This is a genomic window from Geodermatophilus sp. SYSU D00698, assembly GCF_054050335.1.
On sequence record NZ_JBJGZD010000024.1, the window covers coordinates 17,941 to 41,020 of the forward strand.

24 protein-coding genes are annotated in these 23,080 nt (G+C 76.9%); 12 read left to right on the forward strand and 12 right to left on the reverse strand.

What is annotated here, in order from left to right:
- The first annotated feature begins 1 nt into the window (after position 1).
- Positions 2-988 carry a hypothetical protein gene (locus ACI8AB_RS18915; protein WP_456951382.1) on the forward strand — a complete coding sequence of 329 codons (987 nt, stop codon included), beginning with the start codon at positions 2-4 and terminating at the stop codon, positions 986-988.
- A 16-nt stretch (positions 989-1,004) separates the two neighbouring features.
- Here the strand turns inward: ACI8AB_RS18915 and ACI8AB_RS18920 are convergent, their stop codons facing one another.
- On the reverse strand, positions 1,005-1,475 hold the full coding sequence (locus tag ACI8AB_RS18920) for an N-acetyltransferase family protein (RefSeq protein ID WP_456951383.1): 471 nt from the start codon (positions 1,473-1,475) through the stop codon (positions 1,005-1,007).
- A gap of 54 nt (positions 1,476-1,529) precedes the next feature.
- Between ACI8AB_RS18920 and ACI8AB_RS18925 the strand changes: the two genes are divergently transcribed.
- The gene (locus ACI8AB_RS18925; protein WP_456951384.1) at positions 1,530-2,033 is read left to right on the forward strand and encodes a DUF2505 domain-containing protein; all 504 of its coding nucleotides are present in this window, start codon (positions 1,530-1,532) and stop codon (positions 2,031-2,033) included.
- A 2-nt stretch (positions 2,034-2,035) separates the two neighbouring features.
- Here the strand turns inward: ACI8AB_RS18925 and ACI8AB_RS18930 are convergent, their stop codons facing one another.
- Complete coding sequence (locus ACI8AB_RS18930) at positions 2,036-2,233, reverse strand: hypothetical protein (protein WP_456951385.1); 198 nt, start codon at positions 2,231-2,233, stop codon at positions 2,036-2,038.
- 37 nt (positions 2,234-2,270) lie between these two features.
- Positions 2,271-5,429, reverse strand: a complete 3,159-nt coding sequence (locus ACI8AB_RS18935; RefSeq protein ID WP_456951386.1) for a carboxyl transferase domain-containing protein — start codon at positions 5,427-5,429, stop codon at positions 2,271-2,273.
- Positions 5,430-5,513: 84 nt separating this feature from the next.
- Here ACI8AB_RS18935 and ACI8AB_RS18940 point away from each other — a divergent pair, with 84 nt between their 5' ends.
- Entirely contained in the window at positions 5,514-5,639 is a 126-nt protein-coding gene (locus ACI8AB_RS18940) for a hypothetical protein (RefSeq protein WP_387984923.1), read from the forward strand.
- A 40-nt stretch (positions 5,640-5,679) separates the two neighbouring features.
- Positions 5,680-6,891, forward strand: coding sequence for a serine/threonine-protein kinase (locus ACI8AB_RS18945; protein ID WP_456951387.1), 1,212 nt, complete (start codon positions 5,680-5,682; stop codon positions 6,889-6,891).
- Here ACI8AB_RS18945 and ACI8AB_RS18950 read toward each other — a convergent pair.
- A complete protein-coding gene (locus ACI8AB_RS18950; protein ID WP_387984929.1) occupies positions 6,862-7,911 on the reverse strand; it encodes an NAD-binding protein in 1,050 nt (349 codons plus the stop codon). The genes ACI8AB_RS18945 and ACI8AB_RS18950 overlap by 30 nt on opposite strands.
- A 99-nt stretch (positions 7,912-8,010) precedes the next feature.
- Between ACI8AB_RS18950 and ACI8AB_RS18955 the strand changes: the two genes are divergently transcribed.
- On the forward strand, positions 8,011-8,517 hold the full coding sequence (locus ACI8AB_RS18955) for a mycothiol transferase (RefSeq protein ID WP_456951388.1): 507 nt from the start codon (positions 8,011-8,013) through the stop codon (positions 8,515-8,517).
- On the opposite strand, the gene ACI8AB_RS18960 is transcribed toward ACI8AB_RS18955, so the two are convergent.
- Positions 8,490-9,614, reverse strand: a complete 1,125-nt coding sequence (locus ACI8AB_RS18960) for a glycerate kinase (RefSeq protein WP_456951389.1) — start codon at positions 9,612-9,614, stop codon at positions 8,490-8,492. The genes ACI8AB_RS18955 and ACI8AB_RS18960 overlap by 28 nt on opposite strands.
- Positions 9,615-9,652: 38 nt before the next feature.
- On the opposite strand from ACI8AB_RS18960, the gene ACI8AB_RS18965 reads away from it, so the two are divergent.
- The gene (locus tag ACI8AB_RS18965) at positions 9,653-10,834 is read left to right on the forward strand and encodes an acyl-CoA dehydrogenase family protein (RefSeq protein WP_387984938.1); all 1,182 of its coding nucleotides are present in this window, start codon (positions 9,653-9,655) and stop codon (positions 10,832-10,834) included.
- Positions 10,835-11,061: 227 nt separating this feature from the next.
- Complete coding sequence (locus tag ACI8AB_RS18970; protein ID WP_387984944.1) at positions 11,062-11,367, forward strand: hypothetical protein; 306 nt, start codon at positions 11,062-11,064, stop codon at positions 11,365-11,367.
- A gap of 132 nt (positions 11,368-11,499) precedes the next feature.
- Here ACI8AB_RS18970 and ACI8AB_RS18975 read toward each other — a convergent pair whose 3' ends face one another.
- A complete protein-coding gene (locus tag ACI8AB_RS18975) occupies positions 11,500-11,958 on the reverse strand; it encodes a MarR family winged helix-turn-helix transcriptional regulator (protein ID WP_456951390.1) in 459 nt (152 codons plus the stop codon).
- Between the two features lie 20 nt (positions 11,959-11,978).
- Between ACI8AB_RS18975 and ACI8AB_RS18980 the strand changes: the two genes are divergently transcribed.
- The 4 genes from ACI8AB_RS18980 to ACI8AB_RS18995 all read left to right on the forward strand — a co-directional run bounded on the left by ACI8AB_RS18980 (position 11,979) and on the right by ACI8AB_RS18995 (position 16,444).
- Positions 11,979-13,019: an ABC transporter substrate-binding protein gene (locus ACI8AB_RS18980; RefSeq protein ID WP_456951391.1), complete on the forward strand. Its 1,041-nt coding sequence runs from the start codon at positions 11,979-11,981 to the stop codon at positions 13,017-13,019.
- A gap of 78 nt (positions 13,020-13,097) precedes the next feature.
- Positions 13,098-14,543, forward strand: a complete 1,446-nt coding sequence (locus ACI8AB_RS18985; protein WP_387984954.1) for an APC family permease — start codon at positions 13,098-13,100, stop codon at positions 14,541-14,543.
- Positions 14,540-15,562, forward strand: coding sequence for an acetamidase/formamidase family protein (locus ACI8AB_RS18990; RefSeq protein WP_387984957.1), 1,023 nt, complete (start codon positions 14,540-14,542; stop codon positions 15,560-15,562). Before ACI8AB_RS18985 ends, ACI8AB_RS18990 begins: the two co-directional genes overlap by 4 nt.
- A gap of 99 nt (positions 15,563-15,661) precedes the next feature.
- Positions 15,662-16,444 (forward strand): esterase/lipase family protein, encoded by a 783-nt coding sequence (locus tag ACI8AB_RS18995; RefSeq protein WP_387984960.1) that lies wholly within the window; start codon positions 15,662-15,664, stop codon positions 16,442-16,444.
- On the opposite strand, the gene ACI8AB_RS19000 is transcribed toward ACI8AB_RS18995, so the two are convergent.
- Positions 16,414-18,012 carry an FAD-dependent oxidoreductase gene (locus ACI8AB_RS19000; RefSeq protein WP_456951392.1) on the reverse strand — a complete coding sequence of 533 codons (1,599 nt, stop codon included), beginning with the start codon at positions 18,010-18,012 and terminating at the stop codon, positions 16,414-16,416. The genes ACI8AB_RS18995 and ACI8AB_RS19000 overlap by 31 nt on opposite strands.
- A 59-nt stretch (positions 18,013-18,071) precedes the next feature.
- Between ACI8AB_RS19000 and ACI8AB_RS19005 the strand changes: the two genes are divergently transcribed.
- Positions 18,072-18,668: a helix-turn-helix domain-containing protein gene (locus tag ACI8AB_RS19005; RefSeq protein ID WP_456951393.1), complete on the forward strand. Its 597-nt coding sequence runs from the start codon at positions 18,072-18,074 to the stop codon at positions 18,666-18,668.
- On the opposite strand, the gene ACI8AB_RS19010 is transcribed toward ACI8AB_RS19005, so the two are convergent.
- The 5 genes from ACI8AB_RS19010 to ACI8AB_RS19030 are packed head-to-tail and all read right to left on the reverse strand — an operon-like array spanning position 18,665 to position 22,889.
- Positions 18,665-19,636: a zinc-binding dehydrogenase gene (locus ACI8AB_RS19010; RefSeq protein ID WP_456951394.1), complete on the reverse strand. Its 972-nt coding sequence runs from the start codon at positions 19,634-19,636 to the stop codon at positions 18,665-18,667. The genes ACI8AB_RS19005 and ACI8AB_RS19010 overlap by 4 nt on opposite strands.
- A 17-nt stretch (positions 19,637-19,653) precedes the next feature.
- On the reverse strand, positions 19,654-20,013 hold the full coding sequence (locus ACI8AB_RS19015; protein WP_456951395.1) for a hypothetical protein: 360 nt from the start codon (positions 20,011-20,013) through the stop codon (positions 19,654-19,656).
- Entirely contained in the window at positions 20,010-20,885 is an 876-nt protein-coding gene (locus ACI8AB_RS19020) for a DODA-type extradiol aromatic ring-opening family dioxygenase (RefSeq protein WP_456902029.1), read from the reverse strand. The genes ACI8AB_RS19015 and ACI8AB_RS19020 overlap by 4 nt, the downstream gene beginning before the upstream one ends.
- Complete coding sequence (locus tag ACI8AB_RS19025) at positions 20,878-21,699, reverse strand: citryl-CoA lyase (RefSeq protein ID WP_387984983.1); 822 nt, start codon at positions 21,697-21,699, stop codon at positions 20,878-20,880. The genes ACI8AB_RS19020 and ACI8AB_RS19025 overlap by 8 nt, the downstream gene beginning before the upstream one ends.
- Positions 21,696-22,889: a CaiB/BaiF CoA transferase family protein gene (locus ACI8AB_RS19030; protein WP_456951396.1), complete on the reverse strand. Its 1,194-nt coding sequence runs from the start codon at positions 22,887-22,889 to the stop codon at positions 21,696-21,698. Before ACI8AB_RS19030 ends, ACI8AB_RS19025 begins: the two co-directional genes overlap by 4 nt.
- Positions 22,890-23,080 lie beyond the last annotated feature (191 nt).

Below are 23,080 nucleotides of genomic sequence, written 5' to 3' on the forward strand. Positions count from 1 at the left end.
GTTGATCCCGGGGCTCGGCGCCAGCGCGTGCGCGCTCGGGATGGCGGCCGCGCTGGCCGCGGTCTCCGGGCCACCGGTCGCGGGTGCGGTCGGCGCGGACACGACGTCGGCCGACGCCGAGGCCCGGCGGGGCGGTTCGGGCGACGGCGGCCTGCCCGAGGGCGGCCCGCTGGTGATGCCGAGCATCGGCGTCACCGCGCCCGGGTTCGAGGACGGCTGGGCCCCCGCGGCCGCCACCCGGGCCACCCCAGATGACGCCGACGACTCCTCTCCCGGCGCCCTCCCCCGGAACTCGTTCCCGCGCGGGTCGTCCAGCGACGACCGGTCCCTGCCGACGGAGGTCCCGTTCGATCCGGCACCCCTCGACCCCGAGCCCGCTGTCCCGGCCCCCCTCGACCCCGAGCCCGCTGTCCCGGCCCCTGCCGCCCCGGCGCCCCGAGCGCCCGCCCCGGCTCCCGTGGCTCCCGCGGTCGAGGCGCCGGCGGACCGGCCGGCTCCGGTCGAGCAGCCGCCCGCCGAGCAGCCTCCCGCACCGGCGGACCCCGCGCCGCCGGCACCGGAGCCGGGCGAGGAGCCACCCGCGGACCAGCCGCCGGTCGAGCAGCCCCCGGCCGAGCAGCCCCCGGTCGAGCAGCCCCCGGTCGAGCAGCCGGTCGAGGAACCGCCCGCCGAGGACCCGCCCGCCGAACAGCCGCCGGTCGACGAGCCGCCCGCCGACGAGCCGTCGTGCGGGGACACCGGGACCACACCGGACCCGGCCACCGACCCGACGGCCGCCCCGACCACGGACCCGACGACGGATCCGGCGGCGGCCCCGGCCGCCGACCCGGCCACGGTCCCGGACTCCACCACGCCCGGGTGCCCGCCGGTCCCGGCCTGCCCCGAGCCGCCTGCCGGCCCGTCCACCGCGGAGTCTCCCGAGCCCCCGGCGCCGGAGGGGTGCACCGCGGCGGAGGCCCCCGCCGGCGAGCCCGTCCCGGCTCCCTGAGCCGGGCGCGGACCGCTCAGTCCAGGTCCCGGACGTACCAGACCTCGCGCAGCCGCCGGCCTGCCCACTCGCGCTCGAGCACCTCGCCCGTCGGCCGCCACCCGGCCCGCTCGTAGAAGGCGCGCGGGCCGGCGTTGCGCTCCTCGGTGCGCAGCCGGGCGCGGTCCCACCCGGCCGTCCGCAGCAGGTCCAGCACGGCCGCCAGCAGCGCCCGACCGGTGCCCCTGCCCTGCTCGGCGGGGTCCACGTAGAGCAGCGCGGCCTCACCGGTCGCGACGTCGGCCCGCCCGAACCCGACGACGACGCCGTCCCGCTCGGCCACGAGGAACCCGTCCGCGGCCACCCGCTCCCGCCAGAGGGGCACGTCCGGCTCGGCCAGGACGTCGCCGAGGAACGCCGACCACGCCGCCCGCCCGGCCCGCGCGTGCACCCCCGCGACGGCGGCGGCGTCCGCGGGACCCGCCGGCCGGACCACCACGTCGACCACGGCCGCAGTCTGACCCCGCCGGGCGGCGCGCTGGGGCACAGCCGAGGATGGGGCGTGCCCATCGACGCCACCACCAGCTACACCGCCGCCCCCGACCGCGTGTTCGCCGAGCTCACCGACGAGGTCTTCCTGCGCGAGGTCGCCCAGGCCCTGGACGCCGAGGTGCACGAGGTCTCGAGCGAGGCGAACGGAGCGGGCACCACCACCCGGGTGCGGCTGTCGGCGCCGACGACGGGCATCCCGCCGGTCTTCGCCCGCTTCGTGGGCAGGACGGTCCCGGTCACCGAGACCACCACCTGGCGGCCCGACGGCGACGGCGGCTACCGCGGCGCCCTCGACCTGCGCGCCGAGATCATGGGCCGCGAGGCGCGGGTCACCTGCGAGCGCCGGCTGACCCCCGCGGCCGGCGGCGGCACCCGCGCCACCGTGACCGGCGACGCCAGGGTCGACGCCCCGTTCATCGGCCGCCAGGCCGAGGGCGCGGTCCGCGACCTGGTCACCCAGGTCGTGCTGCGGCGCGAGCACGAGGTGCTGCAGCGCCGCCTCGGGGAGAGCTGAGCTCAGGGCGCGTCCGAGCCCCAGCGCGCCACGTCGCCGCCGGCGCCGTCGACGAGCACGTACTCCGCGGCCCCGGGCGGGTCCTCCGCGCGGTGGCGGGCGACGACGTCGACGGCCTCGGTCTCGGCGGCGGTCGCGTCGGCGGCGTCCCACTCGTGCAGGACGGCGCCGTCGCCGGTCGTCAGGCGGAACCGCGGCATGGCCGGACGCTAGCCGCGGGCGCCGCCGACTGCCTGCTCACGCCAGTCCGGCCAGGGCGCGGACCAGCACGTCGCGGGTGTCCGCGGGGTCGACGACGTCGTCCACCTCGAACGCCGAGGCCACGTTGAGCGCCTTGCCCTGCGCGTAGGACGCCGCGACCAGCTCGGCGAACCGGGCGTCGCGGTCCCCGGGGGGCAGCGCCGCCAGCTCGCGCCGGTACCCGAGCCGCACCGCCCCCTCCAGGCTCATCGGCCCGAACTCGCCGGTCGGCCAGGCCAGCGTGAGCAGCGGGACCTGCAGGTCGCCGCCGAGCATCGCCATCGCGCCCAGCCCGTACGCCTTGCGCAGCACCACCGCCAGCAGCGGGACGCGGAGCTGCGCCCCGGCCACGTACAGCCCGCCGAAGCGGCGCACGGTGCCGGTGCGCTCGGACTCCGGGCCGACCATGAACCCGGGGGTGTCCACCAGCGACACCACCGGCAGCCCGGCCGAGGAGCACAGCCGCAGGAACGCCGCGGCCTTGTCCGCCGACTCGCCGTCGATCGCCCCGCCGAGGTGCCGCGGGTCGTTGGCCACGAACCCCACCGGCCGCCCGTCCAGGCGGGCCAGCGCGGTGACGACCCCGCGCCCGAACGACGGCCGCAGCTCCAGCACGCTGCCGTCGTCGGCGAGCGTGGCGACCACCGGGCGCACGTCGTAGCTGCGCACCCGGTTGGCCGGCAGGGCCGTCCGCAGCGGCCGCTGGTCGGCGGCCTCCCCCGGCACGACCCGCCCGGTCAACAGCCCGACCGCCTGCCGCGCGGCGGCCACGGCCGCGGCGTCGTCGGGCACCACGACGTCGACCACGCCGTTCGCCGCCTGCACCGCCGTCGGTCCGACGTCCTCCGGCGCGACGACGCCCAGCCCGCCGGCCTCGATCATCGCCGGGCCGCCCATCCCGATGCTGCTGTCCTCGGTGGCGATGACGACGTCGCAGCAGCCGACCAGCGCGGCGTTGCCGGCGAAGCAGTACCCCGAGACGACGGCGACCGTGGGCACCCGCCCGGCCAGCCGCGCCATCGTGGTGAAGGTCGGGACGTCGAGCCGGGAGAAGCCGCCGCCGTCGGTGTCGCCGGGCCGTCCGCCGCCGCCCTCGGCGACCAGCACCACGGGCAGGCCGCGCTCGGTGGCGACCTCGAGCAGCCGGTCGGTCTTGCGGTGGTTGGTGCGGCCCTGGGTGCCGGCCAGCACGGTGTAGTCGTAGACGAGGACCGCGCACGGCACGCCGCCGACCTCGCCGATGCCGGTGACCATGCCGTCGGCCGGCGTCCGCGCGACCAGCTCCGCCAGCGTCCGCCGCGCCCGCTGGGCGGCGATGCCGAGCTGGCCGTACTCGACGAAGGTGCCCTCGTCGACCAGCGCCGCCACCGTCTCCCGCGCGGTCATCCGCCCCGCCTCGTGGCGGCGGGCGACCGCCTCGGGCCGGGCGTCGTCGAGGGTGGCGGCGCGCCGTTCGTGCAGCTCGGCCAGCTCGGGGCGGACGGCGTCCGGGTCCTCCCCGCCCGGCCCGCCCCCGGCGTCGCCGGCCTCGCCGGGGACGACCCCGCCGAGCACCGTCCCCGCGGTCACGACGTCGCCGACCCGCACGGCCAGCCCGGTGACCACGCCGGCGGCCGGCGCGGGCACGACGTGCTCCATCTTCATCGCCTCGAGCACCAGCAGCGTCGCCCCGGCGGCGACGGCGTCGCCGTCGGCGGCGGCCACCTCGACCACCGCGCCCGACAGCGGCGCGGTCACCGGGAGCACGCCGTCGACGGCCGCCACGACCTCGGCCGGGCGGTCGGGCACCAGCCCGGCCAGGCGCGCGTCGACGAGGTCGGTGGTGGCGCGGCCGCCGGCCACCTCGGGGAGGTCCAGCAGCGCCGCGAGCAGGTCCGCGTTCACCGGCACCCCGGCGACGTCGAGCTCGGCCAGCGCGCGGCGGCAGCCGGCCAGCGCCCGCGGCAGGTCGCGGTCGGCGACGACCACCTTGGCCAGCAGCGAGTCGTAGCGCGGGCCGACCTCGTCGCCGGCGACCACGCCGGTGTCCACCCGCACGCCGCGCCCGGTCGGCGGCACGAACCGCTCCAGCCGGCCGGCGCCGGGGTGCACGGTGCCGTCGGGCAGCAGCGTCTCGGCGTTGACCCGCGCCTGCACGGCGGCCCCGCGGGACGGTGGCGGCGCGGACAGCCCGAGGTCCGCCAGCGTCGTGCCCTCGGCCAGCCGGATGCCGACCTCGACCAGGTCCAGCCCGGTGACCTCCTCGGTCACGGTGTGCTCGACCTGCAGCCGCGGGTTGACCTCGAGGAAGGCCACCTCGTCGCCGCGGACCTCGTCGTGGCGGACCAGGAACTCCACGGTGGCCAGCCCGCGGTAGGCCAGCGACCCGCACAGCGCGGTGGCGTACCCGGCCAGCCGGGCGCGCAGGCCGTCGTCGAGGCCGGGCGCGGGCGCGACCTCGACCAGCTTCTGCCGCCGCCGCTGCAGCGAGCAGTCGCGGTCGCCGAGGGCCACCACGGCCGCGCCGTCGCCGGCCACCTGCACCTCGACGTGCCGGGCGCCGGTCAGCAGCCGCTCGACGTACACCGCGCCGTCGCCGAACGCCGCCCGCGCCTCCGAGCGGGCCCGCTCCAGCGCGGCGGGCAGGTCCGCGGGGTCGCGCACCGGGCGCATCCCGCGGCCGCCGCCCCCGGCCACCGCCTTCACCATCCCTGCGCCGCCGTCGCCCAGGCCGGCGAGGAAGGCGGTCGCGGCGGCGAGGTCGGTGTCGCCGTCGGTGGCGGCGAGCACCGGCAGGCCCAGCTCGCCGGCGCGGGCGCGGGCGGCGGTCTTGTCGCCGAGCAGGGCGAGCGCGGCGGCGTCCGGGCCGACGAACGCGATCCCGGCGTCCGCGCAGGCGCGGGCCAGGTCGGGGCTCTCGGCGAGGAAGCCCCAGCCCGGGTGCAGCCCGTCGGCGCCGGCGCGGACGGCGGCCCCGACGACGGTGCCGACGTCCAGGTACGCCGCCGGGCCGGTCCCGGGCAGCCGGACGACCTCGTCGGCGCGGCGGGCGTGCAGGCTCCCGGCGTCGTCCTCCGGCGCGACGGCGACGGTGGACAGGCCCAGGGCGGCGGCGCTGCGGAACACCCGGACGGCGACCTCGCCGCGGTTGGCCACCAGCAGGCGGGTGATGCTCATCGGCGCCGGAGTCTAGGTGGCGCCGGTCAGGCCGCGGCGCCGTCCCGGGGAGCGGACCGCGCCGTCGGCGGGCAGGCTGCGGTCATGACGACGCCTGAGCCCGACCAGCCGCAGCCGCGCGACATCGCCCTCGAGATGGAGGACGCGGAGACCGAGGCCTCCCTGGAGGCGCAGAGCGACCCGGAGCCGGCGCAGGACGGGACCGACTGAGGACGGGACGCCGGCTCCTCTCCCGGCGTACCGTCCGCCCATGTCCGCCGACACGGGTGCAGGGCGGCTGGTCGCCGGCCGCTACGCGGTCACCGGGATGCTCGGCCGCGGCGGGATGGGCGTGGTCTGGAGCGCGACCGACCAGGTGCTGGGCCGGCCCGTGGCGCTCAAGGAGGTGACCTTCCCGGCCCACCTCGGCGACGACGAGCGCGCGGCGCTGCGCGACCGCACGCTGCGGGAGGCCCGGGCGGCGGCGCGGCTGGTGCACCCGTGCGTGACCACGCTCTACGACGTCGTCGAGGAGGACGGCCGGCCCTGGCTGGTCATGGAGCTCGTCGACTCCCGGAGCCTGCAGGAGATCGTCGAGCGGCAGGGTCCGATGCCCTGGCCCACGGTGGCCCGCATCGGCCTCGACGTGCTGGCCGCGCTGGAGGCCGCGCACGCCGCCGGGATCGTGCACCGCGACGTCAAGCCGGCCAACGTGCTCGTCGGCCGCGACTGCGCGGCGCACCTCACCGACTTCGGCATCGCGGTCGCCACGGGCGGGCCGTCGATCACCACGTCCGGGGCGATCATCGGCTCGCCGTCCTACATGGCGCCGGAGCGGGCGCGGGGCGAGGAGCCCGGCCCGGCCGTGGACCTGTGGTCGCTGGGCGCCACGCTCTACACCGCCGTCGAGGGCCGGCGGGCCTTCGACCGGCCCGAGTCGATGGCCACGCTGCTGGCCGTCGTCTCCGAGGACCCCGCGCCGGCCGAGCGGGCCGGCCCGCTGGCGCCGGTGCTCGAGGGGCTGCTCACCAAGGACCCCGCGCGGCGCTGGGACGTCGCGCGGACGCGCGCCGCCCTGCAGGCCCTGGCCGAGCGGGCCGGGCCGGCCGCGGCGCCGGCGTGGACCCCCGCCGCCGAGGACCCCGGCACCCGCCACGACGGCCCGCGCCTCGCCCCCGGGGACCGGGTCGAGCGCTTCGACCTCGACGACCTGCGCGGGCTGGCCGCGGTGCTCGGCACCGTCGCCCGCGACGCCCGGGACCAGGCGCGGTACCTCGCCGACCGGCACCGGGAGCGGCGCGCCGAGCGGCACGCCCGGGCCGCCGCTCCCCCGCCGGCACCACCCCCGCCCCCGCCGCGGCCGGCACGGCGGCGGTTCCGGCGCCGCTGGGTCGTCGTGCCGGTGCTGATCGCGCTGCTCGCCGTGCTGGCCGCCGTCGGCGGGGTGCTGGCGCTACTGGCCGCCGCGGTCGGCGTGTGGTGAGCGGTCCAGCCGCGTGACGTCCAGCCGCTGCGCCGCCACGTAGTACAGCGTCGCGCCCTGCGGGACCGGGGTGTCCCAGGCGGGGCTGACCCGCAGGTCCTCGGCGGTCCGCAGCGCCAGCACGGTGGCGCCGTGGTCGCGGCCGAGGGCGGTCTGCCACTCGCCGAACGTCCGCGGCCGCGCCCCGGCCGGCACGCGCAGCGAGTAGGTGTTGCCGTGCCCGCCCGCCGTCATGAGCTCGTTGTAGATCTCGGTCAGCCCGGGGTCGGCCGCCTCCTCCGACAGCAGGAAGGGCATGTGCCACTGCACGACCTGCACGCCGGGGTTGACGTAGCGGAGGGTGTCGCGCCGGCCCAGGTCGCGGACCGCGGCGACCATGTGCACCCGCGGGTTGGCGTGGTCGACGGCGACCGCGATGGCCAGGGTCTCGTTGTCGTCGCGGCCGTCGACGACGACCGTGCGGGCGCGGGCCACGCCGGCGCGGTCCATGACGTCGGCGTGCGTGAGGTCGCCGCGGACGAAGGAGACCGCCGCCTCCTCGGGCATGGGGTTCACCGTCACGTCGTCGTGGGCGCACAGCGCGATGCGGGTGCCCGGCTCGACGGTCAGCTCGGTGACGATCCGCTCGGTCCGCCCCGGGGTGTAGCCCAGCACGACGACGTGGTCCCGGAGGTCCAGGCCGACCACTCCTCTCAGTCGCCTGCCCCGCGCGGTCTGCAGGGCGGTGGCCAGCTCGGTGAACAGCAGGGTCAGCGTGACGATCCCGCCGACGACGACGTAGGCGCCGACGACCCGGCCGCCGACCGACGACGGGTACAGGTCGCCGTAGCCGACGGTCGCGGCGGTGATGACGAAGTACCACCAGTAGCTCTCCGGCGCCGCGATGCCGGTCCCGGCCGGCTCGACCAGCGCCATCGCCGCCCAGCTGGTGAGGAACACCAGCAGGATGACCGCCAGCGGCAGGCGCCAGCCCGAGAGCCGGACCCGGAGGGCGCGCAGCAGCCGCTGCAGGACGAACACCAACGGGCTGGCTCCCTCGACGGCCGGGCGGACACCGCAACCTACCGTCGGCCGGCGCCGGCAGGCGTCCCCCGCGAGCGGGACGGGTAGCGGCCGCTCATGCGGACCCGTGACCTGCTCACCTACGCCTACTCGCAGATCGGCGAGACCCTGCACGCCGCCGTCGAGGGCCTGTCCCCCGAGCAGCTGGCCGAGCGCGTCGGCCCGGACGCCAACCCGGTCGGCTGGCTGGCCTGGCACCTGCTGCGGGTGCAGGACGACCACCTCGCCGACGTCGCGGGCACCGAGCAGGTGTGGACGGCGCAGGGCTTCGCCGGCCGGTTCGGCCTGCCCGTCGACGACACCGCCACCGGCTACGGGATGGGCACGGACGAGGTGGCGTCGGTGCGGGTGCCCTCGGCGGAGCTGCTGCTCGAGTACGCCGACGCCGTCGCCGCCCGCAGTGCGGAGTTCCTCGGCGGGCTCACCGACGACGACCTCGACCGCGTCGTCGACGAGCGGTGGGACCCACCGGTGACCCTCGGCGTCCGGCTGGTCAGCGTGCTGTCCGACGACCTGCAGCACGTGGGGCAGGCGGCCTACGTGCGGGGGCTGCTCGGCGCCTGACCCAGGACGCGGGCGGCGAGCTCCTCGAGGACGGCCGCGGGCTCGGCGAGGCAGCGGGCGACGTCGGGCTCGGCCTCGGTGAGCGCGTGCGCGGCGGCGAACCCGGCGGCGGCCAGCTCGGCGGGGCCCAGCGCGACCCGGCCGGCCAGCCCCGCGCACGGGACGCCGGCCCGCCGGGCCCGGGCGGCGACCACGGCCGGCGCCTTGCCGCGCAGCGACTGCGCGTCCAGCGACCCCTCGCCGGTCACCGCCAGGTCCGCGCCGGCCAGCGCGTCGTCCAGCCCGACCAGGTCGGCGACCAGCTCGGCGCCCGACCCGACCGAGCAGGTCAGGACGGCGGCCACCCCGGCCGCCGTCCCCCCGGCCGCGCCCATCGCCGGCCGCCCCTCCAGGTCGATCCCGAGGTCGCGGCGGACCACCGCGGCGAACCGCGACAGCGCCGCGTCGAGCTGCGCGACCTGCTCCGGCGTCGCGGCCTTCTGCGGCCCGTAGACCGCGGCCGCGCCGGACGGGCCGGTGAGCGGGTTGTCGACGTCGGTGGCCACCCGGACCTCCAGGCCGTGCAGCCGCGGGTCGCGGGCGCCGGCGTCGATCCGCGCGAGGTGCGCCAGCCCCGCGCCGCCGGGCGGGACGTCGCGGCCGTCGGCGTCGAGCAGCCGCACGCCGAGCGCCTGCAGCAACCCCGCGCCGGCGTCGGTGGTGGCGCTGCCGCCCAGGCCCAGCACCACCCGCCGGGCGCCGGCGTCGAGCGCGGCGAGCAGCAGCTCCCCCACGCCGCGCGTGGTCGCGGTCGTCGGTGCCGGCTCCGCGAGCAGCCCGAGCCCGGCCGCGGCGGCGAGCTCGACCACCGCCGTCGTCCCGTCGACGGCGAACGTGGCGCGCACCGGCCGGCCGTCGGGACCGCCGACCGTCGTCGTCACCGGGCGGTACCCGGCGCGCACGGCGGCGGCCACCGTGCCCTCCCCGCCGTCGGCCACCGGGCGGGCGAGGACCTCGGCGTCCGGGTGCACCCGGGCCAGCCCGCGGGCGACGGCGTCGGCGGCCTCGGCCGCGGTCAGCGTGCCCTTGAAGGAGTCCGGGGCGACGACGATCCGCACGCCCGGCAGCATGCCCTGCCCGCGCGTAGCGTCGGGCCGTGCCTGAGACCGCGAGCACCGACTTCTACGCCCTGGAGGAGCTGCTCACCCCCGAGGAGGTCGAGGTCCGCGACCGCGTGCGCGCCTGGTGCGACAAGGAGGTGACGCCGCGGATCAACGACTACTGGGAGCGTGCCGAGTTCCCCTTCGAGCTGGTGCCCGGGTTCGCCGAGCTCGGGATCGCCGGGGGCACGGTGCAGGGCTACGGCTCGCCGGGGATGAGCGCCGTCGCCGCGGGCCTGGTGGCCGCCGAGCTCGCCCGTGCCGACGGCAGCATCGGCACCTTCAACGGCGTGCACAGCTTCCTCGCGATGCAGTCGATCGCGATGCTCGGCTCCGAGGAGCAGAAGGAGCGCTTCCTCCCCGAGATGGCGCGGATGGAGAAGATCGGCGCCTTCGGGCTGACCGAGCCGCGCCACGGCTCGGACGCCGTCGCCCTGGAGACCAGCGCCCGCCGCGACGGCGACGCGTTCGTCCTCGACGGGCAGAAGAAGTGGATCGGCAACGGCTCGATCGCCGACTACGTGCTCATCTGGGCGCGCGACGAGGAGGGCGCGGTCGGCGGGTACGTCGTCGAGAAGGGCACGCCCGGCTTCAGCGCGCGGGTCATGACCGGCAAGACGGCGCTGCGGGCGGTGTGGCAGGCCGAGATCAGCCTCGACGGCGTCCGCGTGCCGGCGGAGAACAAGCTGGCGAACTGCCGCTCGTTCAAGGACGTCTCCACGGTCCTCGACCGCACCCGGTACACCGTCGCGTGGCGCGCGCTGGGCGTGGCGACGGCGGCCTACGAGCTGGCGCTGGCGCACTGCCTGCACCGCGAGCAGTTCGGCCAGCCGATCGCGGGCTACCAGCTGGTGCAGGAGAAGCTCGCGACGATGCTCGCCGAGATCACCACCATGCAGCTGATGTGCTGGCGGCTGTCCAGCCTCGCCGACGCCGGCCGGATGACCGCGGCGATGGCGTCGCTGGCCAAGCGGCACTGCTGCGCCACCGCCCGGCGGATCGTGGCCGACGCGCGGGACCTGTTCGGCGGGGACGGGATCCTGCTCGAGCACCACATCGCCCGGCACCACGCCGACATCGAGGCGATCTACACCTTCGAGGGCACCGACCACGTGCAGGCGCTGATCGTGGGCCGGGAGATCACCGGCCTGTCGGCGATCAGCGGCCGGCGGCGCTGACCGTCCTGGTCAGCCGGCTCGGCTGAGGAGGGCCCGCTCCCAGGCCGGCCCGGACAGCCGCCGGCACTCCGGGCAGCCGGTGCGCCCGGCGCCGAGGCGCTCCCACCGCTGGTGGCCCCAGATCTGTAAACCGCCCTCCGGGAACCGGCGACGCGCCCGCGCCCGGCACCTCGGGGGCGCCCGCGGCGTTACCGTCGGGGAGTCTGCGGAGCGGAGGAGCGACGACGGTGGAACCTGTCAGCCTGGTCATCGGTGCGGCACTGCTGGCCGCGGGCTTCGTGGCCGGCCGGCTCGGGCGCCGTCGTCCCGCGGGTCCGCCGCCGAACCCGACGCCGGTGTGCGGCTGTGGGCACACCCTGAGCCAGCACGACACCGAGACCAACACCTGCTACGCCGAGCTGCGCCGCGACACCTTCGACCGGCGCGGCCGGTTCGCCGGTCACACCTGGGTGCCGTGCACCTGCCGGCAGTACGTCGGCCCACGCCCGATCGACGAGGTCTTCGTCCCCCGCATCCTGCCGCCGTCCGACTGAGGCGGGCGTCCGACGGCCCCTGGTGCAGCCCCCCGTCGAGTCGATCACGGAGTCGCGGCGGCGACACGCCGGTAGGTGACGGCGTGGCGCCGCCGGAGGTCCACGATCGCGGGGACGGGTGCCCCGCGGGCATCAGGCGGGCGGGTCCGCGAGGTCGGTGAGCGCGGTGACCAGCGCGGCGACCCGGGCCGGGCCGAGCTCGGTGGTCAGCGCCGCCTCGTGCGCGGACACCAGCGCCTCCAGCCGGTCCAGCCGGGTGCGGCCGCGGGCCGACAGGTGCACCCGCACGCGGCGGCCGTCCTCCGGATCGGGCAGCCGGTAGGCCAGCGCGGCGTCGACCAGGCCGTCGACCATCCGGGTGGCGGTGGGCGCCGGGACGCACAGCGCCGCGCACAGCTCGCTCATCGTGCGGCCCGGTCCCGAGGCGAGCGCGCGCATCAGCCGGTAGGTCTCCGGCGTCGCGCCGTCCTCGGCGAGCACCGCCCCGACGCCGCGGGCGACCCGCCGCGAGACGACGGCCAGCAGCTCGACCAGCGAGGCGGCGGGCGCGGCGGGCACCGCGGTGCCCGTGGCCTGCTGCTCGACCGCCATGCCCGCACCATACTCAGGAGGTGCCCGGACCGACCGCCCCGATGGAGGCGTGGGAGGCGGCCGTCGTCGACCGGTCCCCCGACGTCGTCCGGATCGGGCTGGCCGTCCCGCTGACCGGGCCGCTGGCGATGACCGCGCCCTCCGCGCTGGACCTGGCCGCGCTCGCCGCCGACGAGGTGACCGAGGCCGGCGGGGTCGGCGGGCGCGCGGTGGAGCTGGTCACCGTCGACGCCGGGCGCCGCCCCGCGGAGGTGGCCGCCGACGTCGCCGCCCTGCACGCCGCCGGCGCGGTCGACGTCCTCGTCGGGTTCTCCACCAGTGACGTCTCCCGCGCGGTCGCCGCCGCGCTGGCCGGGCGCGCCGGCTACGTGTTCACCCCGCCGCACGAGGGCGGGCGCGGGTCCCGCGGGGCGCTGCGGATCGGCGCGTCCCCGCCGGCCCAGCACGCGGCCGCGCTCACCTGGCTGGTGCGCCACCGCCGGGCGAGGCGCTGGGTGCTGCTGGGCACCGACTACGTGTGGCCGCAGGCGGTGCACCGCGCCGCGCGGTCGGTGCTGCACGACCTCGGCGCCGAGGTCGCCGGCGAGCTGCTCGTCCCGTTCGGCCCGGCCGACCCCGGCCCGGCGCTGGACCTGGTCCGCCGCACCCGCGCCGACGCCGTCCTGCTCAGCCTGGTCGGCCGCGACCTGGTCGCCTTCAACCGCGCCTTCGCCCGGGCCGGGCTCGACCGCCGCGTCGTCCGGCTGTCCGGCGCGCTCGAGGAGAACGGCCTGTACGCCGTCGGCGGCGACGGCTCCGGCGAGCTCTACGCCTGCATGCCCTCGTTCGCGGCGGCCGACGGCGCCGGCGACGAGGGGCAGCTCGCCCTGCAGGAGCGGCTCGCCGCCCGGGTGGGGCCGAGCGCGCCGGTGGTCTGCGCCTACGCCCGCGGCGTGCACGACGGCGTCCGCACCGCCGCGCGGCTGCTGGAGACCGGCACGCCGGAGCCGCCGCGCATCCCCCGGCCCCGGCTGGCGCGCGCCGACGGGCTGGTGTTCCGCGAGGTCGGCGCGCGCGGCTGACCCCCCACTGCTTCCGATCGGAAGCAACGGGGCCTACCCTCCCCGCGTCCGGCCCCGAGCCGGCCGAGAGGAGGAGTCGTGACCGACCCCCGCACCACCCCGTCCGCGCACGCCACCGGGAGCACCGGTGCCGGCGCGGTCCCGGCAGCCGGAGCCGCCGGCGTCGAGGAGTTCGGCTACCGCCAGGAGCTCAAGCGCTCGCTGACGTTCACCGACCTGCTGGTCTACGGCCTGGTCTTCATGGTGCCGATCGCGCCGTTCGGCATCTTCGGCAGCGTCTTCCAGGGCTCCGGCGGCATGGTCGCCCTCGCCTACGCGATCGGCGGGCTGGCGATGGCCTTCACCGCGGCGTCGTACTCGCAGATGTCCCGGGCGTTCCCGATGGCCGGCTCGGTCTACACCTACGCCGGCCGCGGCATCGCCCAGCCGGTCGGCTTCATCGCGGGCTGGATGATCCTGCTCGACTACGTGCTGGTCCCGGCGCTGCTCTACCTCATCGCCGCGATCGCCATGAACTCGATCGTCACGTCGATCCCGGTGTGGGTCTGGCTGATCGGCTTCGTCGTCCTCAACACCGCCGTCAACTACTTCGGCATCGAGTTCACCGCGCGGGTCAACAAGATCATGCTGGTGGCCGAGCTGATCGTGCTCGCGATCTTCCTGGTCATCGGCGTCGTCGCGCTGGCCTCCGGCGAGGGCCGCGGCTTCGACTTCACGCCGATCTACAACAGCGACACGTTCTCGCTGGAGCTGGTCTTCGGCGCGGTGTCGATCGCGGTGCTGAGCTTCCTCGGCTTCGACGGCATCTCCACCCTCGCGGAGGAGAACCGCGACTCGGCCCGCTCGATCGGCAAGGCGATGATCGCCGCGCTCGCGCTGGCCGGGACGCTGTTCATCGTCCAGACCTGGGTCGCCGCGCTGCTGGTGCCCGACCCCGACACCCTCATCGCCGAGGGCGACGCCGCGGGCACCGCGTTCTACGACGCCGCGGAGGTGGCCGGCGGCGCCTGGCTGGGCACCCTGACCGCCGTGGCGACGGCGATCGCCTGGGGTTTCGCCAACTCGCTGGTGGCCCAGGCGGCCACCTCGCGGCTGCTGTTCGCGATGGCGCGTGACCGCCAGCTGCCTGGCTTCCTGCGCAAGGTGCACCCGACCCGCCGCGTGCCGGTCAACGCCACCCTCCTCGTCGCGGCCGTCTCCCTCGTGCTCGGCCTGTACATGGAGCAGCGCGAGGACGGCATCACGCTGCTGTCCACCCTGGTCAACTTCGGCGCGCTGTCGGCCTTCCTGCTGCTGCACGTCGCCGTGGTCGTGCACTTCGTCGGTCGCCTCAAGAGCCGCAACTGGTGGCTGCACCTGGCGGTGCCGGTCCTCGGGTTCGGCATCCTGGCCTACGTCGTCTACAACGCCCAGGTCGCCGCCCAGGAGCTCGGCTTCGTGTGGCTGGCCATCGGCGTGGTGCTGATGATCGTCCTGATCGCCACGGGCCGGAGGCCCGAGATCCGAGCGGAGGAGAGACTGTGACGGCGTCCCTCGAGGTCGTCTCCCTGGAGCCGACCCCCGACCAGCTGCGCTACTCCTTCGGCGGCGGTGAGCCGCTGCTCACCGTGGCGCCGGGCACGGTGGTCGAGCTGACCACCGAGGACTGCTACGGCGGCAAGGTGCGCAGCGTCGAGGACCTGCCGAGCCAGGTGTGCCACTTCCCCTTCCTCAACCCGGTGAGCGGGCCGATCGCGGTCGAGGGGGCCGAGCCCGGGGACACCCTGGCGGTGCACCTGGTCGACGTCGCGCCGGCGCGCGACTGGGCGGTGTCCAGCACGTTCCCGCACTTCGGCGCGCTGACCACCACCCACTCGACGGCGATGCTGCACGAGCCGCTCGAGGAGCTGGTCTGGCTCTACGAGGTCGACCGCGAGCGGGGCACCTGCCTGTTCCGCCCCCGCCGCGGCGGGCCGGAGGTGGAGCTCCCGCTCGACCCGATGCACGGCACGATCGGCGTCGCGCCGGCCGCGGGCGAGGTGTTCGCCAGCATCACGCCCGGCGCGCACGGCGGGAACATGGACACCCCCGAGGTGCGGGCCGGCACGACCGTCTACTTCGGCGTCAACGTGCCCGGCGGGATGCTCTCCCTCGGCGACGGGCACTGCCGGCAGGGCGAGGGCGAGGTCTGCGGCACCGCGGTCGAGTCGGCGATGCGCACGGTCGTCGTCGTCGACCTGGTCAAGGGCGGCGGGCCCGCCTGGCCGCGGCTGGAGACCGACGAGTTCCTCATGTCGACCGGGTCGGTCCGGCCGCTGGAGGACGCCTACCGGATCAGCCAGCACGACCTGGTGACCTGGGCGGCCGAGCTCGCCGGCTGGGACGAGCTCGACGCCCTGCAGCTGGTCAGCCAGGCGGGGCTGGCGCCGGCGGGCAACGTCGTCGACACCAACTACACGATGGTGGCCAAGCTGGCGAAGCGGTACCTGCCCGGCGCGGTCGCCGCCGACGGCGTGCACGAGCGGCTGCGCGCCACCGCGGCGGCCTACCTGCAGGAGCGCTGACCCCGCGCCCGGGACCCGCCTTTCGCGCGGAAGGCGAGTCCCGGGCGCCCGGCCGGGTAGCGGTGTCGCAGACCCGCCACCGCCGTCGGAGGGACGACCGTGACCGACGCCCCCAACAGCCCGGAAGCCCGCCGCCGCCTGCTCGCCGCCACCGAGCCCGTTCGGGCGGCGGCCAGCGCCGGCGCGCTCGCGCTGACCTACCCCCTGCTGCGCGGCGCACCCCGCGGCGAGCCGCACGGGGTGCTCGTGCTGCCCGGCCTGATGGCCTCCGACGTCTCCACCGCGACGCTGCGCCGCTGGCTGCGCGGCCTGGGCTACCCGGTGGTCGGCTGGGAGCTCGGCCGCAACCGCGGCCCCACCAAGGAGATCACCGACGAGCTGCCCCGGCTGGTGCAGCGGCTGGCCGACCAGCACGCCGGCCCGGTGAGCATCGTCGGGCAGAGCCTGGGCGGCATCTACGCCCGGCGGCTGGCGCTGCGCGTGCCGCGCCTGGTCCGCCAGGTGATCAGCCTCGGCTCGCCGTTCGGGCTGGCCGGCGGCCCGCCCGACGACAGCCCCGGCGCCCGCGCCTACGCCCGCTACCGCCACCTGCACGCGGTGCCGCGCGGCCGGGGCGGCCTCACCGGCGGCCTGCCGGTCCCGAGCACCGCGGTGTACTCGCGCTGGGACGGCGTCGTCGACTGGCGGGCCTGCCGGCAGACGCCCGGGCCGCGCGCGGAGAACGTCGGCGTGCACGCCAGCCACCTCGGCATGGGCCACGACCCGGCGGTGCTGTGGCTGGTGGCCGACCGCCTGGCCCAGACGCGCGACGGCTGGCGGCCGTTCACCCCGCCGGCCCGGCTGCGGCTGCTCTACACGAGCGAGGACGACGTCACCGGCTGACGGCGTCGCGCCCGCAGCACCGCGTCGGCGGCGTGCGCCGATCCGTGCTCGTGCCCGCGCGCCGCGCGCGGCCGCGCCTCGGCCACCTGGACCTCCCAGTCGCCGGGGTCGAGCACCGCGGCCATCTGCCCGCCGGTGGCGTACCAGTCGGGCAGGCCCGGCCGCTGGATGCCGTGGGCGACGTCGCTGCCGTCGTGCATGGTCACCAGCAGCGTGCCGCCGGGCGCGACCGCCGACGCCAGCGTCCGCAGCACGGCGTCGCGGGTGCCGGGCGGGAAGTGCAGGAACGAGGCGGTCACCAGGTCCCACCGCTCCTCGCCGGGCTGCCACGAGGAGACGTCGACCTCGCGGGTCTCGAGCGACACCCCGGCCGCCGCGGCCGCCGCGGCCGCCCGGTCCAGCGCGGTGCGGGAGAGGTCGAGCGCGGTCACCGTCCAGCCGCGGCGGGCCAGCCAGACGGCGTCGCCGCCCTCGCCGGCGCCGGCGTCCAGCGCGCGGCCCGGCGGCAGGTCGGCGGCCTCGGTGGCCAGGACGTCGTTGACCCGGCCGCTCCACACGCCGGAGCCGTGCGCGCGGTAGCGCTCCTCCCACCACTGCGCGCCGTACTCCGGGTCGCTCATCGCCCGGATCACGTCGACGGCGGCCCGGGTGTCCTCGGCGACCAGGTCCGCGTTGATCTGCGCGCCGGCCCCCAGCCCGGCCGCCGCGGCGCCGATCACCTGGGCGCTCGGGTCCGCGACGTTGCCGGCCGCCCACACGCCGGGCACCGCGGTGGCGCCGCGGGCGTCGACCGGCACGTGCGAGCCGACGACCGCCTCGCCCATGCGGAACGGCTGGACCTCCAGCCCGAGCCCGGCCAGCACGGCCGAGCGGGCGGTGAACCGCGGGGCCACGACGACGGCGGCGCGCGGCACCACCTCGCCGCCGGCCAGCCGGACGCCGGTGAGCCGGCCGCCGTCGGTCTCCAGCGCCGCGACCTCGCCGCGCACCACGCGGACGCCGCGCGCGGCCAGCGCCTCGGCGGTGGCGTCGTCCGGCTCGGGCGCGGTGTGCAGGAAGAACACGACGTCGGCACTCCACTGCCGCCACATCTGGGCCTGGTGCAGCGACATCGGGCCGGTGGCGACCACCCCGACCGCCCGGTCGCGCACCTCCCAGCCGTGGCAGTAGGGGCAGTGCAGGACGTCGGTGCCCCACAGCTCGCGCACTCCCGGGATGTCGGGCAGCTCGTCGGTCAGGCCGGTGGTGACCAGCAGCCGCCGCGCGCCGAGGACCCGCCCGGAGGCGAGCTCCACGGTGAAGGCGCCGGCCGCCCCGCCGACCGCGGTGACCGTGCCGTCGACCAGCACCCCGCCGTAGCCCGCCACCTCGGCCCGCCCGGCGGCGAGCAGGTCGGCCGGGGGCGTGCCGTCGCGGCCCAGGTAGTTGTGCATCTCGTGCGCCGGCGCGTTGCGCGGCGTCCCCTCGTCGACGACGGCGACCGAGCGCCGCGCCCGCCCCAGGGCGAGGGCGCCGGACAGGCCCGCCGCTCCCCCGCCGATGACCACCACGTCGTACGTCTCGTCCATGGCTCCCACGGTGCACCCGCCGTCGCGGATGAGGCAAACCCCTTTGCCATACTGGCAACGTGACCGATCCCGGCGCGGACCTCGACGCCGTCCTCGACGCGGTGGGCCCGCGGCTGCGCGACCTGCGCCGGCAGCGCGGCGCGACGCTGACCCAGCTGTCCGAGGACACCGGCATCTCGGTGTCCACGCTGTCCCGGCTGGAGTCGGGGCAGCGCCGGCCCACCCTGGAGCTGCTGCTGCCGCTGGCCCGCGCCCACCAGGTGCCGCTCGACGAGCTGGTCGACGCCCCCGAGACCGGCGACCCCCGGGTGCGGCTGAAGCCCATCACCCGGCACGGCGCCACGTTCATCCCGCTCACCCGCCGCCCCGGTGGCCTGCAGGCCTACAAGCTGGTGCTGCCGCCGCGCCGGGGCGGGGAGCCGGGCGAGCAGCGCTCGCACGAGGGGTGGGAGTGGGTCTACGTGCTCTCGGGCCGGCTGCGGCTGCTGCTCGGCGACACCGACGTCGTCCTCTCCGCCGGTGAGGCGGCCGAGTTCGACACGCGCACGCCGCACTGGCTGGGCAACGCCGACGACCGGCCCGCCGAGGTGCTCGCCCTCTTCGGCCCGCAGGGCGAGCGCGTGCACGTGCGCGCCGCGCCCCGGGGTCGCGGCTAGGGGACGACGACCAGCCGGACGCCCGCGTCGCCCGCCGCCTGGCGCGCCCAGGCGCCGGCGACGTCGGCCAGCGGCACCGTCTCGTGCGCGACGGCGACCCGGCCGGCGGCGGCCGCGGTGAGGACCGCGCCGAGCGCGTCGCGGCGCTGCCGCGGGGTGAGCGCGTTGTTGGTGTAGCCGAGCACCTCGGCCGAGCGGCCGCGCAGCACCGCCGAGGAGAACACCGCCTCGTCGCCGGACGCCCCGCCCAGGTTGACCAGCCGCCCGCCCGGCGCCAGCACGCGCGACGCCGCGGTCGCCGCGATGCCGAACACCGGGTCGACGACGACGTGCGCGCCGCCCGGGCAGGCCTGCGCCAGCGCGGCGGTGAGCGCGTCGACGTCGCCGGTCAGCGGCACCACGGCGTCGGCGCCGGCGGCGCGGGCCCGCTCCCGCGCCGCGGTCGAGCGGCAGACCGCCACCACCCGTCCGGCGCCGAGCACCCGCGCCGCGCCGGCCGCCGCCTGGCCCACCGCCCCGCCGGCGCCGAGGACGACGACGGTCTCCTCCGGCTGCAGCCGTCCGCGCCAGGTCAGGCACATCCACGCGGCGACGCCGGACAGGCCGATCGCCGCGACCGCCGCGTCGGGCAGGTCGGCGGTCAGCGGCACGAGGTCCTCGTCGTCGACGGCGCACCGCTGCGCGAGGCCGCCGTCGCCGGGCGCCATGCCGGCCGACGTCGCGAACCAGACGCGGGTGCCGGCCGGCAGCCGGCCGGACTCCTCGACGACGCCGACGCCCTGCACGCCCGGCACGTAGGGCACCGCCGGCGCACCGAAGTACGACGTGCCCGACGCGCACAGCAGGTCCAGCGGCACGATCGGCGCGGCGGTGACCCGCACCAGCGTGCGGCCCGGCCCGGCGGCGGGGTCGGGGTGCTCGGCGTGCTCGGGCGGCGTCCCGGGCGCGCGGACGACGGCGGCGCGCACGTCAGGTGACCCGCACGTCAGGTGGTGATGTCGGGATAGGGCAGCGTGATGTGCTCCATCGCCTTGGCGTAGGCCTTCTGGTACTCCAGCGGCCCGTGGTCGCGCTCGAACATCGCGATGAACAGCGTGAGCGTGAGGAACGGGTGGGCGCCCATCTGGAACAGCGTCACGTGGTCGTGCTCGCGCAGCGCCCGCCGCTCGTCCTCGGTGAACTCCAGCCAGGTCGACCGCTCGTCGTCGGTGCAGTTGAGGATCTTGTTGGCCATCTCGGCCTCCCACCACTCGACCGTGCCGGCCGGGTCCTCGCGGTAGCGCTCGACGAGGGCGGGGTCGCGGTCGACGGTGAAGAGGAACTTGTCGAGCAGGTACCTGCTCACCGCCGCACCTCCGCCGGGACGCCGTTCGGGTACCAGGTGAAGTAGGCCTCCATCGTGTGGAACAGGTCGAGGGTGTCGACGTGGTCGGCCTTCTGCCCCTCGCCGGCGGCGCCCATCATCAGCATGAAGTCCATGAAGCCGTGGGTGGCGTTGCCCGGGGCGTGCAGCGAGTCCAGCGACACCTCGGCCAGGCAGCCCTCGACGTCGCCGGAGGCGATCCACTCGACGGCCTTGCGGTCGAACTCCGGGTCCGGCCCGTGCTCGCCGAACTGGCGCGGGCCGCCGAGCTCCAGCGACAGGTGGCCGGTGCCGATGATCGCCACCCGCTTGTCCGACTCCCAGGACTCGACCATCTCCCGGATCGCCTTCCCGAGCTGCACGAAGCGCCGGGGCTGCGGCAGCGGCGGGGCGAAGATGTTCGTGTAGACCGGCACGATCGGCAGGTCGGCCTGCGGGCGCAGCGTGATGATCGGGCACGTGATGCTGTGGTCGATCCGCAGCTCGTTGGAGAAGGCCAGGTCGAAGTCGCGGTCGAGGCCGTCCCGCAGCAGGTGCGCGGCCAGGTCCTCCTCGCCGCGCAGCGTCATCCGCGGCAGGCCGAACTCGCGTTCCTCGTTGTACCAGTTGGCGTCGAAGAAGGGCGCCTTGCCGACGAGGAACTGCGGCATGTTGTCCAGCCAGAGCTGGTGGAAGTGGTCGCTGCCGACCATCACCAGCACGTCGGGCTCGGCCCGGGTGAGCGTCTCGCGGAAGCGCTCGATCTTGGCCACCCACTCGTCGGCGAACGGCGGCCGGTCCGCGCCGGTCGAGGTGCTCGCGCGGTAGTAGAAGGGGTGGTGGGTCGACGCGATGACCGCGGCCACCTCAGCCATGACTGCCTCCCAGGGTCTCGGGCTCGTAGGGGTCCGGCGGGACGGAGCGGTTGTCCAGGTCGACCGACAGGAAGACCCGGTTGGCCACGGGGTGGCGCAGCTCCTCGGCGAGCTGGCCGATCAGCCCGGCGGTGCGGGCCAGCAGCGCGAAGCCGCGCAGCAGCTCCAGCGGCAGGCCGAGGTCGGCCAGCGCGGCGCCGCAGACGCCGGCGCCGTTGAGCGGCAGCGTCCTCCCGAGCACCTGCGGGTGCACCCGGCCGATCGCGGCGAACAGCGACAGGTGCGGGCCGACCAGGCCCTCCTCGCCGGCGATCTCGAACAGCCGCGGCGTGCGCGGGTCACCGTCCTTGTGCACGTGGTGGCCCAGACCCGGGACGAACCGGCCGGCCGCGCGCTGCGCGGTGACCGTCTCCAGGGCGAGGGCGTCCCAGCCGGCGTCGTCGGCCGGGAGCTCGCCCGCCGACACCAGGACGTCGTGCAGGAACCGGCCGCAGTCCTCGGTGACGCCGAGGAAGCGGGAGCCGCCGCCGAGCAGCCCGGCGGCGAGCGCGCCCTGCACCGAGTCCGGCGCGGACAGCCAGGTCAGCCGGGTGACGATCGCCGTGGGGGTGAAGCCGTGGTCGGCGAGCGCGGCGAGCACCGCCTCGAACACCCGGGTCTCCCCCGGCGTGGGCCGGCGCTGGGTGGCCAGCCAGAACGCGAGCTCGCCGAAGCCGACCGTGCCCATGACGTCGCGCGCGAGGTCGGTGCCGAGCAGGGTGATCGACTCGCGGCTCGAGGCGCCCAGCGCGGTCGGGTACCCGTCCTCGGTCACGGCGTCTCCTCGCCCTCGGCCAGCCAGCGGCGGATCTCCGCACCGTGCTCGTCGAGCGCGGGCGGTGGCAAGCGGTACCGCGCCGCCGTCCCGGAGAACCGGATGGGGTTGCGGATGGAGGGGACGGCGGCGCCGCCCTCCCCCGCCGTGACCACGGGGTCCAGTCCGACCTCCTCGGCGAAGGCGACGCCCTGGTCGACGGTGTTGATCGGCCCGCACGGCACACCGGCGGCGATGATGTCGCGGAACCACTCCATCTTCGTGCGGGTCCTCAGCCGCTCGACCAGCAGCGGGCGCAGCTCCTCGCGGTTGGCCGTGCGGTCCTCGTTGTGCAGGAACCGCGGGTCCTCCACCAGCTCGGGCACGCCGAGCACCTCGCACAGCTTGCGGAACTGGCCGTCGTTGCCGGCGGTGACGATCAGGTCGCCGTCGGCGCAGGGCAGCGGCTCGTAGGGGAACAGGCTCGGGTGGCTGTTGCCCATCCGGAACGGGACGACGTCGCCGGCGACGTACGCCGAGGTCTGGTTGACCAGCCCGGACAGTGCGCTGGAGAGCAGGTTCACCTCGACGTGCTGGCCGCGGCCGGTGGCGTGCCGCTGGTTGAGCGCGGACAGCACGCCGATGGTGGCGTGCAGGCCGGCCATGACGTCGAAGACGGCGACGCCGGCCCGGTAGGGGTCGCCGCCCGGGTCGCCGGTGAGGCTCATCAGCCCGGAGATGGCCTGCACGATGAGGTCGTAGCCGGGCAGCGACCGCCCGCCGGGGCCGCTGCCGAAGCCGCTGATGGAGGCGTAGACGACGGCGGGGTTGGTGGCGGCCACCGTGTCGTAGTCGAGGCCGAAGCGGGCCAGGCCGCCGGGCTTGAAGTTCTCCACCAGGACGTCGGCGCGGCGGGCGAGCTCGCGGGCCGCGGCCAGGTCGGCGTCGTCGGCGAGGTCCAGCGCCACGGACCGCTTGTTGCGGTTGACGCCCAGGTAGTAGGTGGACACCCCCTCCCCGCCGACGTCCCGGACCGGCGGTGCCCAGGTGCGGGTGTCGTCGCCGCGCGGGCCCTCGACCTTGACCACCTCGGCGCCGAGGTCGGCCATGAGCATCGTGGCGTAGGGGCCGGCGAGGATCCGGGAGAAGTCGGCCACGAGCAGGCCGGCGAGGGGGCCCTCGGGGTTCGGCGCGCCGGGTGCTGCCGTCATCGTCGCGTCGCGCTCCTCGGCATCGGGCTGGCATCAGCGGACAGTCGTCCGCCGGTCGCGCCGAGTCTCGGCACCCCTACCGAGCCGTGTCAACCGCCTGGGCGTCGTCTTGACATGTGCGGCAGGTCACAAGCAGGGTGGCCCGGTCCGCACGGCGTGTCCGGCCAGCGGACAGGTGTCCGTCGAGCCAG

What these genes read in the sequence shown, in the direction of transcription:
- ACI8AB_RS18930 (WP_456951385.1), bottom strand. Translation starts at nt 2,233, where the DNA reads ATGCCGCGGTTCCGCCTGACGACCGGCGACGGCGCCGTCCTGCACGAG.
- ACI8AB_RS18935 (WP_456951386.1), bottom strand. Translation starts at nt 5,429, where the DNA reads ATGAGCATCACCCGCCTGCTGGTGGCCAACCGCGGCGAGGTCGCCGTC.
- ACI8AB_RS18940 (WP_387984923.1), top strand. Translation starts at nt 5,514, where the DNA reads ATGACGACGCCTGAGCCCGACCAGCCGCAGCCGCGCGACATCGCCCTC.
- ACI8AB_RS18945 (WP_456951387.1), top strand. Translation starts at nt 5,680, where the DNA reads ATGTCCGCCGACACGGGTGCAGGGCGGCTGGTCGCCGGCCGCTACGCG.
- ACI8AB_RS18955 (WP_456951388.1), top strand. Translation starts at nt 8,011, where the DNA reads ATGCGGACCCGTGACCTGCTCACCTACGCCTACTCGCAGATCGGCGAG.
- ACI8AB_RS18975 (WP_456951390.1), bottom strand. Translation starts at nt 11,958, where the DNA reads ATGGCGGTCGAGCAGCAGGCCACGGGCACCGCGGTGCCCGCCGCGCCC.
- ACI8AB_RS19000 (WP_456951392.1), bottom strand. Translation starts at nt 18,012, where the DNA reads ATGGACGAGACGTACGACGTGGTGGTCATCGGCGGGGGAGCGGCGGGC.
- ACI8AB_RS19020 (WP_456902029.1), bottom strand. Translation starts at nt 20,885, where the DNA reads ATGGCTGAGGTGGCCGCGGTCATCGCGTCGACCCACCACCCCTTCTAC.
- ACI8AB_RS19030 (WP_456951396.1), bottom strand. Translation starts at nt 22,889, where the DNA reads ATGACGGCAGCACCCGGCGCGCCGAACCCCGAGGGCCCCCTCGCCGGC.